General features: G+C 59.4%; 9 protein-coding genes. 8 read left to right on the top strand and 1 reads right to left on the bottom strand.

Annotation, left to right across the window (positions count from 1 at the left end; translation table 11 throughout):
• Window positions 1-251: 251 nt before the first annotated feature.
• Complete coding sequence (gene uraH / locus AC07X6_RS11915) at window positions 252-605, bottom strand: hydroxyisourate hydrolase (protein ID WP_034754489.1); 354 nt, start codon at window positions 603-605, stop codon at window positions 252-254.
• A 121-nt stretch (window positions 606-726) separates the two neighbouring features.
• Here uraH and puuE point away from each other — a divergent pair, with 121 nt between their 5' ends.
• From puuE to AC07X6_RS11875, 8 genes are all read left to right on the top strand, one after another.
• Window positions 727-1,680, top strand: coding sequence for an allantoinase PuuE (puuE, locus tag AC07X6_RS11910; protein WP_230538817.1), 954 nt, complete (start codon window positions 727-729; stop codon window positions 1,678-1,680).
• 99 nt (window positions 1,681-1,779) lie between these two features.
• Entirely contained in the window at window positions 1,780-3,246 is a 1,467-nt protein-coding gene (xdhA, locus tag AC07X6_RS11905) for a xanthine dehydrogenase small subunit (RefSeq protein WP_494791089.1), read from the top strand.
• Between the two features lie 10 nt (window positions 3,247-3,256).
• Window positions 3,257-5,602, top strand: coding sequence for a xanthine dehydrogenase molybdopterin binding subunit (xdhB, locus tag AC07X6_RS11900; protein WP_494791088.1), 2,346 nt, complete (start codon window positions 3,257-3,259; stop codon window positions 5,600-5,602).
• A gap of 9 nt (window positions 5,603-5,611) precedes the next feature.
• Window positions 5,612-6,691 (top strand): xanthine dehydrogenase accessory protein XdhC, encoded by a 1,080-nt coding sequence (gene xdhC / locus AC07X6_RS11895; RefSeq protein WP_494791087.1) that lies wholly within the window; start codon window positions 5,612-5,614, stop codon window positions 6,689-6,691.
• A gap of 9 nt (window positions 6,692-6,700) precedes the next feature.
• Window positions 6,701-8,017, top strand: coding sequence for a guanine deaminase (gene guaD, locus AC07X6_RS11890; RefSeq protein ID WP_494791086.1), 1,317 nt, complete (start codon window positions 6,701-6,703; stop codon window positions 8,015-8,017).
• Window positions 8,018-8,060: 43 nt separating this feature from the next.
• Window positions 8,061-9,548 carry an adenosine deaminase family protein gene (locus tag AC07X6_RS11885; RefSeq protein ID WP_494791085.1) on the top strand — a complete coding sequence of 496 codons (1,488 nt, stop codon included), beginning with the start codon at window positions 8,061-8,063 and terminating at the stop codon, window positions 9,546-9,548.
• A 531-nt stretch (window positions 9,549-10,079) separates the two neighbouring features.
• Window positions 10,080-12,440 carry a TonB-dependent receptor gene (locus tag AC07X6_RS11880; RefSeq protein ID WP_494791084.1) on the top strand — a complete coding sequence of 787 codons (2,361 nt, stop codon included), beginning with the start codon at window positions 10,080-10,082 and terminating at the stop codon, window positions 12,438-12,440.
• A 158-nt stretch (window positions 12,441-12,598) separates the two neighbouring features.
• Window positions 12,599-14,284, top strand: coding sequence for a bifunctional metallophosphatase/5'-nucleotidase (locus AC07X6_RS11875; protein WP_494791083.1), 1,686 nt, complete (start codon window positions 12,599-12,601; stop codon window positions 14,282-14,284).
• The last annotated feature ends 2 nt before the right edge of the window (window positions 14,285-14,286 follow it).

The raw sequence follows: 14,286 nt of genomic DNA, 5'->3' as shown, positions 1-14,286 counted from the left end.
GTGAAACAACTTTGCGCCGATGATAGTGCTGCAACCAGTGTGAAAGTAGGTTATCGTCAGGCTTGTTATTCGCAGTAAGAGAAAAACCCGTCAAGCAATTGGCGGGTTTTTTTTCGTCTGGCGGTTTGAGCGTTCGCCCCAAGCGAAGGCTGGGGTCAGACCCTGAGGATCTGACCCCGGTATTTCGCCGTTGGGGTAATTCCAAATAAAAAAAAGCAGCGCTACGCGCTGCCTTTGCCATCTAACGTCGCTTAACTTCCGCGATAAGTCGAATACGACCACGGCGATACCACTAGCGGAACATGGTAGTTTTCATCCGTATGCGCGATACCGAAGGACAGGGTGACCAGATCGATGAAGCGGGGCGAGGGCAATTCCACGCCTTGGGCGGCGAAATAGTCGCCTGCATTGAATACCAGTTCATACTGGCCCGCCTTCATGCTGTCGCCTTCCAGCAATGGCGTGCTGCAACGGCCGTCGCTATTGGTCATATCCATCTTCAATAACACTTTTCCTTCCGGTGCGACCGAAAACAGGGCCACCTTGACGCCGGCTCCCGGCCTGCCGTGGGCGATATCGAGTACATGCGTGCTGAGTTTTCCCATTTGCTATCCTGTATATAGGGTGAGTGAATGTGCTTATCGTGCAAATCATATACCGGTGACTGCGCCCGGCTATATGATTGGGCATATAGCCAACATTGTCCTCCTATAGGCGCGCCTCCGCATGAACAATTATGAAGATTATCCACGCGACTTGATCGGCTATGGCCGCACGCCACCGCATCCGCAATGGCCGGGCAAGGCTCGTATTGCCCTGCAATTCGTCCTCAATTACGAGGAAGGGGCGGAAAACAGCGTGCTGCATGGCGATCCCGCCTCGGAAACGTTTTTATCGGAAATGATCGGTGCGGCCGCTTTTCCTGCGCGCCACCTCAGCATGGAGTCGATTTATGAATACGGTTCGCGTGCCGGGCTGTGGCGCTTGCTGCGCATGTTCGAGGAGCGGCGCCTGCCATTGACCGTGTTTGGCGTATCGATGGCCTTGAAACGCAATCCGGAGGCGGTGGCCGCCTTCCAGCAACTGGGGCATGAAATCGCCTGCCATGGCTTGCGCTGGATTTCCTACCAAAACATGGACGAAGCGACGGAGCGCGAACACATGCGTGTAGCCGTGCAGATCATCCGCGAATTGACGGGTTCCGCCCCGCAAGGCTGGTACACGGGGCGCGATTCTCCGAATACGCGCAAACTGGTGGTCGAGCATGGCGGTTTCCGCTACGACGCCGATTACTATGGCGACGATCTGCCATTCTGGGAGAAAGTGGCTTATACGGATGCCGCGGGCATGCCGGCCATGCAGCCGCAGCTGATTGTGCCCTACACCCTGGATACGAACGACATGCGCTTTGCCGCCATGCAAGGTTTTAACTCGGGCACCCAATTTTTCGATTATCTGAAAGATGCCTTCGACGTGCTGTACGCGGAAGGCGATCCGAACGGCCTGAATCAGCCCAAGATGTTGTCGGTGGGCTTGCATTGCCGCCTGGTGGGGCGTCCGGGACGGGCCGCGGCGCTGGCACGCTTCCTCGACTATGTGCAGCGCCATGAGCAAGTGTGGATCACGCGCCGCATCGATATTGCCGAACACTGGCATGCGACGCATCCCTGCACTGCTTGATGGGTATTGATATTGGATGATAAGTAAAATCAGTCTTTGCATATAGTTGTCCCATATGCCGGTGTTAATCTCCTATACTGGGACTATACCGAGGCCAGCATGTCAGAACCGATCCGTTTTTATTACCGTGGTGCCGTACAGGAAGTACGCAACGCCGCCCCTACGCAGACTGTGTTGCAGCACCTGCGCGAGGATTTGCATTGCACGGGCACCAAGGAAGGCTGCGCCGAAGGCGATTGCGGCGCCTGCACGGTCGTCATCGGCAGCCTGGTGGATGGCCAGGTCGAGATGAAAGCCGTCAACGCCTGCATCCAGCTCACGCCCACGCTCGATGGCAAGGCCCTGTTTTCCGTGGAAGACTTGCAACAGCCCGATGGCGCCTTGCATCCGGTACAGCAGGCGATGGTCGAGTGCCACGGTTCCCAGTGCGGTTTTTGCACACCCGGCTTCGTCATGTCCTTGTGGGGCATGTATCTGGAGAAAAATGGCGCCACCCCCACGCGCTGCGAAATCGACGATACGCTGTCCGGCAATCTGTGCCGCTGTACCGGTTACCGGCCCATTATCGATGCGGCCAGGCGCATGGGCGAATTGCCGCACGTCGCATTCGACCGAGATGCCTTGGCGCAACAATTGCAAGCGCTGCAGCGCGGCAGCCTGACCACGTATGCACACGGCGGCCAGTATTTCCACGCGCCGCGCAGCATCGACGAACTGGTGGCGTTGCGCGCGGAAAAGCCGCAAGCCTGCCTGCTGGCCGGCTCCACCGATATTGGTCTGTGGGTCACCAAGCAACTGCGTGACCTGGGCGACATCATATATCTCGGCAATGTGGCCGCCCTGAAAACCATCGACATCGTTGACGGCAAGCTGCAGATTGGCGCTGGCGCCAGCCTCAACGATGCGTATGCGGCACTGTGCGAGCATTATCCGGAAGAGTTGTCGGAACTGTGGCAGCGTTTTGCTTCCTTGCCGATCCGTAACGCGGGTACTTTGGGCGGCAATGTGGCCAATGGTTCGCCCATCGGCGACTCGATGCCGTGGCTGATTGCGCTGGGCAGCGAGATCGTGCTGCGCGGTTCCGCCGGCCAGCGGATCATGCCGCTCGAAAATTTTTATCTTGGCTATCAAAAGAAAGACTTGCAGCCCGGCGAATTCGTCGAAGCCGTGCGCGTGCCTTTGCCGCGTGCCGAGGTGCATTTCCGCACGTATAAACTGGCGAAACGCTTCGACCAGGATATCTCGGCCGTGTGCGCTGCGTTTGCCTTTGAACTCGATGGCGAACGCATCGTCGATACGCGCATCGCCTTCGGCGGCATGGCGGCCACGCCGCAGCGCGCTGCGCAAACGGAAGCGTTTCTGCGCGGACAGGCGTGGACGGAAGACAATTTGCTCATCGCCATGCGCTTGCTGGCGGACGATTACGCGCCCTTGTCGGACATGCGCGCGTCGAACACCTACCGCATGACGACGGCGCAAAACCTGTTGCGCCGCTTCTGGCTGGAAACCCGTCCCGGTGCGCCGCTGTTGCGCACTGCCGTCAACGCCTACGCTTGCCGCGCCTGAAAGGACCAGCATGAACCATCCTGCCACGCCCGAACTGCAAGCGGCTGCCTGGAGCGCCGTGGGCAAGCCCAGCCCCCATGAATCGGCGCAACTGCATGTGCTGGGGCAAGCCACCTACACGGACGATATCGCCGAATTGCATGGCACCTTGCACGCGGCGCTGGGCCTGTCGCAAAAGCCGCACGCGCGCATCACTGCCATGGATTTATCTGCCGTGCGCGCCGCTGCCGGTGTCGTCGCCGTCTACACGGCGCAGGACATTCCCGGCACCAATGATTGCGGTCCCATTATCCACGACGATCCCATCCTGGCTTTTGATCTGGTGCAATATGTGGGCCAACCGATCTTCATCGTGGTGGCCGATACGCACGACCATGCGCGCCGCGCCGCGCGCCTGGCGCAAGTGTCATACGAGGAATTGCCCGCGATCATGACGCCGCAGGCGGCGAAGGCGGCGCAATCGTACGTGCTGCCGCCCATGCAACTGACGCGTGGCAACTACCAGACCGCATTCGAGAAGGCGCCGCATGTGGTCAAGGGCCAGCTGTATGTGGGCGGGCAGGAACAGTTTTATTTGGAAGGACAGATTTCCTACGCCATCCCGAAAGAAGCGCTGGGCATGCTGGTGCTGTGTTCGACCCAGCATCCGAGCGAGATGCAGCACGTGGTGGCGCATGCGCTGGGCGTGCATTCGCATAACATCACCGTCGAATGCCGTCGCATGGGCGGCGGATTCGGCGGCAAGGAATCGCAATCGGCCCTGTGGGCGGCGGCGGCGTCGATTGCGGCGGCCAAACAGAAGCGTCCCGTGAAACTGCGCGCCGACCGCGACGACGACATGCTGGTGACGGGCAAGCGCCACTGTTTCTACTATGAATACGAAGTGGGCTACGACGACGATGGCCGCATCCTTGCCGCCAAGGTCGACATGACCACGCGCGCCGGCTATTCGGCCGACTTGTCCGGCCCCGTCGCCACGCGCGCCGTCTGCCACTTCGACAACACCTACTATTTGTCCGACGTGGACATCCGCGCCGCCTGCGGCAAGACGAATACCCAGTCGAACACGGCATTCCGGGGCTTTGGCGGGCCGCAGGGCGCCATTGCCATCGAGTATGTCATCGATGAAATCGCCCGCCACTTGCAACGCGATGCGCTCGATATCCGCCTGCTCAATTTTTATGGCCGCAACGATGCGGAAGGGCGCAACGTCACGCCGTATGGCCAGAAAATCGTTGACAACGTCATCCATGAGCTCGTCGCGGAACTGGAAGACAGCAGCGATTATCGCGCGCGCCGCCGCGCCATCGATGCCTTTAACGAGGCCAGTCCTGTCTTGAAGAAGGGGCTGGCGTTTACGCCCTTGAAATTTGGCATCGCCTTCAACGTCACGCATTTGAACCAGGCTGGTGCCTTGGTCCACGTGTACGTCGATGGCTCCGTGCTGGTCAACCATGGCGGCACGGAAATGGGGCAGGGCATCAATACCAAGGTCATGCAGGTGGTGGCGCACGAGCTGGGACTGGATCTCGAATGCGTGCGCGCCACGGCCACCGACACCAGCAAGGTGGCGAACACGTCGGCCACGGCGGCATCCACCGGCGCCGACCTGAACGGCAAGGCGGCGCAGGATGCGGCGCGGCAGATCCGCGAACGCCTGGCCGATTACGCGGTCAAACTGTACGGCGGCGACGCTGTCAGTGTGCGCTTCTTCGACAACCATATCCACGTGCATGGCCATGTCGTCGCGTTTGCCGAGCTGGTGCAGAAGGCGTATCTGGCCCGTGTGCAACTGTGGTCGGATGGTTTTTACGCCACGCCGGGCTTGTCGTGGGATGCGAAGACGATGACGGGCCATCCGTTTTCCTACTACGCGTATGGCGCGGCCGTGGCCGAAGTGGTGGTCGATACCCTGACGGGTGAATGGAAATTGTTGCGCGCGGACGCCTTGTACGACGCGGGCCAGTCATTGAATCCCGCGATTGATCTGGGTCAAGTGGAGGGCGCATTTATCCAGGGTATGGGCTGGCTGACGACGGAGCAGCTGTGGTGGAATGCGGCGGGCAAGCTGATGACGCACGCGCCATCGACCTATAAAATTCCTGGCATTTCCGATTGCCCGGAAGATTTCCGTGTGAAACTGTTCCAGAACCGTAATGTGGAAGACAGCATCCACCGTTCCAAGGCCGTGGGCGAACCACCGCTGCTGTTGCCGTTTTCCGTGTTCTTTGCCATCCGCGACGCCATTTCCAGCGTGGGCCATCACGCCGTGCAGCCGCCGCTGAATGCCCCCGCCACCAGCGAGGAAATCCTCAAGGCGGTCATGGCCGTGCAAGCGGTTTGCGCTGGCGCATAGGGGGCGATGATGAGCGACTGGTTGACGGCAATCGAGAGTGGCACGCAGGCATCCGTGCTGGTGACGGTTGCCTTGGTGGAAGGTTCCGGGCCCCGCGAGCCGGGCGCGAAGATGCGCGTCACCCTCGATGGCCAGGTCGACACCATCGGTGGCGGCCACCTGGAATTGCGTGCCGTGGAAATTGCCAAGACCATGCTGGCGACAGGAGACACGCATGCGCGGCTCGAACGTTTTGCGCTCGGTCCCAGCCTGGGCCAATGCTGCGGCGGCGTCGTCCACCTGGCGTTCGAGCCTGTTGATACCAGCCTGGCTGCGGTGTTGTCCGCCCTGCGCGAACGCCGCCAGCTCGACAGCTGGAAAGTCACGGCGCTCGATGGCACCGCCGCGTCGGCCCTGTTCGATGCCGATGGAAAATTGATCGCCGGCACGCCAGGCCAGGCGCCCGACACGTTCTCACGCGAGCGCGCAACCCATGTGGCGCAGGGGAGTGAAGGGCGGCGCTGGCTGGTCGACCCCTGCCTGGCGCCGCGCGCCCATCTGACCCTGTTTGGCGCCGGTCACGTGGGGGCCGCCATCGTGCGCGCACTGGCCCACCTGCCTTGCAATGTCACCTGGGTCGATGAACGCGAAGACATGTTTTCCGTGGCGTTCCCTGCGGAGTTGCCAGATAACGTGCGCATCGCCGCCACCGATACGCCCGAGGAATTCGTCGCCATGGCGCCGCCGGGCGGCAGTTTTCTTGTCATGACGCATAGTCATGCGCTGGATCAACGCTTGACGCAAGCCATCATGGCACGCGAGGATGCGGGCTGGTTCGGCCTGATCGGTTCGCACACGAAACGCAAGCAGTTCGAGCACCGCCTGCGGGCGCGCGGCGTGCCGGACGAACGCATTGCCGCCATGGTGTGCCCGATCGGCATGCCCGGCATCCGCAGCAAGGTGCCGGCCGTGATCGCCGCCTCCGTTGCCTGCCAATTGTTGATGGTGTGGGAGGAAGCCGCCAGCGCGGCCCTGGCCGCACCGCTGCGGCTGGCCTCTGCCAGCGCGCCACCGCGCCGCCCAGCACGCGCCGCCATTCACCCGTTATAGAAAGAAGTCATGCCGATTGTTCCTGCCACATTGCAAGCTTACCGTGCCAGCTTGCTGCACTTCCACGCCGATCCCGCTTTCAATGAGGAGGCGCACGCCTGGCATGCCGATGGCTTGCTGATCGTGGCCGATGGCAAGGTCGTGGCCGCTGGCGACTACGCGCAGCTGCTGGCGACCTTGCCGCCTGGCAGCGAGATCGTCGATTACCGGGGCAAGCTGATCGTGCCCGGGTTTATCGATACCCACCTGCATTTTCCGCAGACGGAAATGATCGCCTCGCCCGCGCCCGGCCTGCTGCCGTGGCTGGAAACGTACACGTTTCCCACCGAACGCGCGTTTGAGGATCCTCAACATGCGCGCAACGTGGCCGAGTTTTTCCTCGATGAACTGCTGCGCTGCGGCACCACGACGGCCATGGTGTATGGCAGCGTGCATCCGCAATCGGTCGATGCCTTCTTCGGTGCCAGCGAGGCGCGCGGCTTGCGCATGGTGGCGGGCAAGGTCATGATGGATCGCAATTGCCCAGAGTTCCTGCGCGATACTGCCGAGTCCGGCGCGCGCGAAAGCGAGGCGCTGATCCAGCGCTGGCACAAGCATGGCCGCTCGCTGTATGCGATCACGCCCCGCTTCGTGCCGACGTCGACGAACGAGCAGATGCACCTGGCGGGCGAGCTGGCGCGCGCCTATCCGGATACCTATCTGCAAACCCATGTGTCGGAAAACGAGGATGAATGCCGCTGGGTGCGCGAACTGCACCCGCAGGCGCGCAGCTACCTCGACGTGTATGACCACTACGGCATGCTGCGCCCGCGCGCCATGTTTGGCCACTGCATCTGGCTCGATGAGCGCGACCGCGCACGCATGGCGGAAACGTCTTCGGCGGCCGCTGTTTGTCCTACATCAAACCTGTTCCTGGGCAGCGGCCTGTTCGATTTCGAGCGGGCCGATGCGGCGAGAGTGCTGCTGTCGCTGGCCACCGATGTAGGTGGCGGCACCTCGTTCTCGATGTTGCAAACAATGAACGAAGCCTATAAAGTAGCACGCTTGAAAGGCAGCTATCTGCCCGCCTTGCGCATGTTTTACCTGGCGACCTTGGGCGCTGCACGGGCCATGCAACTGGAAGGCACCCTGGGCAATTTCGCAGCTGGCACGGAAGCGGACTTCATCGTGCTCGACAAGCAATCGACGCCGCTGCTGGCGCGCCGCACGGCTGGTTGTCAAAGCCTGGAGGAATTGCTGTTTGCCTTCGCGCTGCTCGGTGACGACCGCGCCGTGGCCGCCACCTATTCAGGCGGGCAATGCGTGCACGTGCGGGGGCAGGGCTGACCTACCCGTTGTTCAACACGAATCATCCTGAGCGAGAATGCGAATGCACATAAAACTCACCGGCTTGGCGCTTGGCGCCGCGCTGGCCTTGACCGGAACGGCGCAGGCCGCCCCGACTTCCAACGAAGCGGCCACGGCGCGCCATTTTGCCGCTCTGGTTGGCGGTGCGCAGCCGAAGACAGCCGAGTTGAGCCTGTTCTTTTCCATGATGCCCAAGGGCGGCGACCTGCATCACCATTACTCGGGCGCCATCTACGCCGAGCAATTCCTCGACTGGGTCGACAAGGAAAACTATTGCGTCAACAAGACAACGTACCGCATCGAAAGCAACAAGGACGTCGTCGCGGCTGAGCGCGCCAAACCGGCCGGACAGCGCAGCTGCCTGTCGTCCACGGAAGTGTTTGCCGATGCGGGCCTGTATGCGGAGCTGCTGCAGCGCTGGTCCACCAAGGACTTTTATAACCACGGCGCCATCCAGACGCCGCCCGACCGTACTTTCTTTGATACTTTCGGCTACTTCGGCCCTGTCGCCTCGACGAATACGGCCGACGGCCTGAAAACCCTGAAGCAGCGCGCCATCGCGGAAAACCTCAGCTACATCGAGACGATTTTCGAACTGTCGCCCTTCGTGCAAAACACCCAGTTCGACCAGCAAGTGCTGGCGCCGGGCTTGCCGCCGGCAGCGTTGCAAGCCGTACTGGCCAAGTGGACAGCCAGCCTGGAGCAGGACGCCAGCTTCCAGAAAAGCATCACCGCCTACAACGATAACGTGAACGCCAGCAGCGCCGGCATCGACGATGCGCACTTCACCATGCGCTACCAGGCGTATGTGCTGCGTTTCCTGTCGCCATCGCAAGTGTTCTCGTCCATGGTGGCCGCGTTCAAGGCGGCCAGCCTGAATCCGCTGCTGGTGGGCGTCAATATCGTGGGCCAGGAAAGCGTGAACGTGTCCATGCGCGATTACAGCCTGCACATGGAAATGTTCAAGTTCCTCAAGGCAAAATATCCGAACGTCAAGATCGCCCTGCACGCGGGCGAGCTGGCGCTGGGCATGGTGCCGCCGGAGGGCATGGCGTTCCATATCGCCGAAGCCGTCGATGTAGCCGGCGCCGACCGTATTGGCCACGGCATGGATATTGCCTACGAGCACAATGCGCTGGCCACCATGCAAAAGATGCGCGAACGGGGCATTCCCGTGGAAGTGAACCTGACCAGCAACGATTACATCCTCGGCATCAAGGGGCAGGCGCATCCGGTCACCCTGTACCGCAAGTATGGCGTGCCGTTCGTGATCTCCACGGACGACGCGGGCGTGTCGCGCAATACCTTGTCGAATGAATACGTGCTGTTTGCCAGCCAGTACAAGACCGATTATGCGGAAATCAAAAAGCTGTCGTACAACAGCCTGCGCTATTCCTTCCTGGCGGAAGCGGACAAGCAACGTTTGCTGAAAGCGCTCGATGCCCGTTTTACCCGATTTGAAGCCTTGATCGCAAATAGTAATACTAAGGCAACTGTTGTAAAACCGTAAAAGTATTTCACCTCTCCCTCCTGCCACGCGACCGCAACTAGCGGTCGCGTAGTCTCCTGATCTTCATAGTTACAAAACCCTCCTTTTCTCCTTTTTGTTGTGCCTTTACGACAAAAAATGATGCGCTAGTAGTGCTTTCTTGCAATTATTTTCTGAAACAATTTCCAAGTCTTGCCGCTCATCTATAATTTCGCCCCGATGAGGTGAGCTTGCTCGGTTGATACAAAAAATGCGGCTTCCAGCGGTGATTTATATTTTTTATATATAAATTATTAAAAAAAAACGTATTTGTCAGCCTACAGACCTTAATGCATAGTTGGACGGCGAAGAATTGAATAAGTCATTTTTGATATCGCTTTTGTGACAATTCAGGATGTCTAGCGGCTCCTGTCACATTGCGGTCATATCCGTGTAACGGATTTGAAATATTCGATCTTTATACTGCCGTGTCTAGTTGGATAGTTTCCGTGTTTCACCACAATATAAGCAAGTCAAAATCTTGTAAGTTACAACACACTCTAGGGGGTTCAAATGCAGTTCATTCAACAACCAAAATTGCGACTAAGTATGATCGCAGTGGCATGCCAATTGGCCTGCTTCGGCATCTCTACTGCGCATGCGCAAAGTGCCGGCGAAGCCACAAAAGTGGTCATTACCGCGAAAAAAACCGGTATGGGCCTGATGGTGACGGAAGATGCGCCAAAAGCACGCAGCACGATTACGGCAGAAGAACTGGAAAAGCAGCGTCCAACGGGCAATGCGTACGAAGCCCTGGAGATGTTGCCAGCTGTCAATAGCTACAACTACGATGCAACTGGCCTGTTCGGCGGCGGCCTGACACTGCGCGGCTTTAACTCCGACCAGATCGGCGCCACGATCAATGGCGTGCCGGTGAATGACTCCGGTAGTTTTGCCATCTACCCACAAGAATATGTCGACCAGGAAAATACCTGCTCGCAAACCGTGACCCAGGGTTCGACCGATGCAGATTCGCCACAAGTGGGTGCCACCGGCGGCAACTTCGGTATCAACACCTGTAATCCTGAAGACAAGCATCGCCTGCGCATGATGCAGACCATCGGTCAACTGAACATGAAGAAAACCTTCGTGCGCGTCGACACCGGCCTGTTCTCTGACAAGCGCACCAAGATGTTCGTGTCCGCTTCGCATGCTGAAGCCGACAAATGGAAAGGCAAGGGCGGCGCCAAGCGCGACCATATCGATGCTGGTATCAATTACGATTGGGACCGCTTCAACTATATTCATGCCACTTTGCTGTACAACGAGGCGATGAACAACAATATTAATAACCTGACCTTGTCGGAAATCAACAAGAACGGTTATTACTTTGATTACGCCGATACTTTCAAGGGCCATCTGAAGCCGGTAAAAGGCGTGGAACAAAAAGAAAGCACACAGTCGCCAGCTTTCTACAAACTGGGCATCAATCCATTCAAGAATGCCATCGCATCGGCTACGGCAAAGTTTCGCCTGAACGAAAACCTGGATCTGAAAGTGTTGCCATACATCTGGTACGGCTATGGTAACGGCGGCGTGCAACAGCGCGCCCAGTCGGAAAAAGGTTTTTATGACGCGACCACCGGCCTGCGCAATAGCGGCGTCGACTTGAATGGCGACGGCGATACCCTCGATACCATCCTGGTCGCCAACGCCAGCGTCACCAAGACCTTCCGTCCTGGCGTGACCGCGTCGCTGAACTGGGTATCGGGTAACCACGATGTGCTCGGTGGCTTCTGGTACGAACGTGCGCGCCATCAGCAAACCGGCCCGATGCTGGCGCTGAGCAACGATGGTATCTCGCAAGATCCTTGGCTGCAAAACGGCCAGATCCTGCGTCCGGATGGCACGCCAGCGCAAAGCCGTAACTGGATGTCGATTTCGACCGCTTATCAGTTCTTCCTGCAAGACACGATCAGCTTGAATGATGACAAGCTGAAGATCAATATCGGCGTGCGCAGCCCGAACGTGAAGCGCGACTTCACCAACTACGGCGACGAAAACAACAACGTCAAGCCGTACAACCTGATCAAGAAATACAACACCTTGCTGCCGCAGTTGGGTGCGCGTTACCGCATCACCAACGACGACCAAGTGTTCATTTCTGTCGCTAAAAACGTCAAAGCACCCCCTAACTTCGTGTTTGGCAACATCGGTACCAGCGTGAAAGTGGTCAATGGCGTCGCCAACTTTGTTGGTGATGTGAAACAAGAATCGTCGTGGAATACCGATATCGGATATCGCCATCAAGATGACAAGTTCATCGCCTCGGTGACGGCGTTCTTCGTCGATTTCAAGGATCGTCAGGCAACCACCTTCGATCCAATCACGCAAGCGAGCAGCTACACCAACGTTGGCCGCGTTACCAACAAGGGCCTGGAATTCGAAATCGGCAATACGCCGATCAATGGCTGGGCGATGTACGGTTCGCTGGGTTTCAATAACAGCAAAATCAAGGACGACATGCTGTCCGCGACGAATGTGTACCTGCCGACTGCTGGCAAGGAAATGATCAACACGCCGAAGAAGAAAGCCGGCTTGTCGATCGAATATCAGAATGGCTCGTTCTGGACCCGCGTGAAAGCGCGCGCCACCGGCCAGCAGCAAGCATCGATGGTCAATGATGAAACGGCACCAGGCTACACCACCTTCGGTATCGACGGCGGCTACACCTTTGCCAACTTCGGTTACATCAAGCGTCCTAAGCTGACGTTTAACCTGAGCAACATCACGGACAAGCAGTACCGCAATCCGTCCTCGACCACCGTCAAGAACACGCAGCCTATCGCTGGTGTGACGACGTCGGTTGATACCCAGCGTTACTACCTGGGCGCACCACGCTTCGTATCGGTCACCCTGTCGATCGATATCTAATCGACGCTGACGCGCAGCCTGCAGGCCAGGCTGCGCGCGATGTGTTGCAACGGGCCTCAGGGCCCGTTTTTCTTTTCTGCCGGCGTTGTGCAGCCGGACCTTGTTTAACCCGTTTGCGCAATGCCGTACCCCGGCCGTTGCGCTATGCTGCGAAGCCTATGAAAACACTGCCCTTATCCCTGATCGCGGTGGCCATCGCCGCCGCCATGACCGGCTGCGCCACCCATCCTGTGGCACCCGTCAATATCAACCTGGTCGCCCTGAACGATTTTCACGGCAACCTCGACCGCAGCAAATTTACCTACACGAGCGCCGCCGATGCGGAGCGCAAGACGGTGCAGGCCGGCGGCATCGATACCCTGTCCGGCGCATTGACGGCGTGGCGGCGCGAAGATGCGCAGCTGATTTTTGTCGGCAATGGCGACCTGGTCGGCGCCAGCCCCGCCATGTCGGCGCTGTGGGCGGACGAACCGAGCATCGTCGCCATGAATATGCTGGGCATGAAGGCCAGTTCCGTCGGCAACCATGAATTTGACCAGGGCAAGGCGGAATTGCTGCGCCAGCAGCGCGGCGGTTGCGAATCGTCGCGCGCCGACAAGGCGTGCAAGTTCACGCCCGATTTCAAGGGCGCCAGCTATACCTATATGGCGGCCAATGTGATCGACACGCAGACGGGCAAGTCCTTGCTGCCCGCCTACCGCATCGAAGAGGCGCATGGCGTGAAGGTGGGCCTGATCGGCGCCGTGCTGAAAGATACGCCGTCCGTGGTGACGGCCGCCGGCATTGCCGGCCTGCAGTTCGGCGATGAAGCGGACGCCATCAATGCCACCTTGCCGCAGCTGCGCGCGCAGGGCGTGGGCGTGTTCGTCGTGCTGCTGCACCAGGGCGGCGAGACGAAGGAAGCTGTCGACCAGCCCGACTGCAGCCATCTGAAAGGCGAAGTGGTCGACGTGGTGAAACGCCTCGATCCGGCGATCCAGCTGGTCATCAGCGGCCATTCGCACCAGGGCTATCTGTGCCGTGTCGATGGCCGCCTCGTGACCCAGGCACAGATGGGAGGGCACATGTTGACGCGCATCAAACTCAAGGTCGATCCCGTCAAGAATGCGCTGATCGATGCCAGCGCGCAAAACGTCGTCATGTTGCCAGGCATGTATGAGCCGGACCCGGCCGTGGCTTCTTACCTGGAATCGGTCAAGCAACGCAGTGCGGCCGAATTGTCGCGTCCCGTGGCCGCCATCGCCGTATCTAGCGTGGGCCGCAGCACCAAGGGCGGCGGCGCTTCCCCATTGGGTGACCTGGTGGCAGACAGCACCCTGTTCGGCGCGCGCGCTGCCGGCGCGCAAATCGGCCTGATGAACAATGGCGGCATCCGCAAGGACCTGGAAGCGGGTGCCGACCTGATGACGAATGTGGGTCAGAACCAGGCCGTGGTGCCGTTTGGCAATACCTTGATCGTCGTCAGTCTTTCCGGCGCGCAAATCCGCACCTTGCTCGAACAGCAATGGCCGGGCGAAGAGGCCGGCGAAGGCAATTTGCTGCAAGTGTCCGAAGGTTTTAGTTATCGCTGGGACAGCACGCGGCCCCAGGGCCAGCGCGTGCTGCCCGGCAGCATCATGCTCAATGGCGTCGCCATTGATGACGGCCAACAATACCGTGTCGCGGCCAACAGTTTCCTGGCCGGCGGCGGTGACCGCTTCACCGTGCTGGCAGCCGGTACGCGCCGTCTGGACACGGGCGTGCGCGACATCGATGCCTTCAGCAATTACCTGATCGACCGCGCGCGGGCCGGCAAGCCGGCTGGCAGCGCCACGGCGGCGGGCCGCATCGTGCGCGTCAAATAATC

This window comes from Janthinobacterium sp. GW460-12-1-14-LB5, from assembly GCF_059423585.1.
The sequence above is the reverse complement of the archived record's forward strand: the minus strand, read 5'-3'. Positions and strand labels throughout refer to the sequence as shown.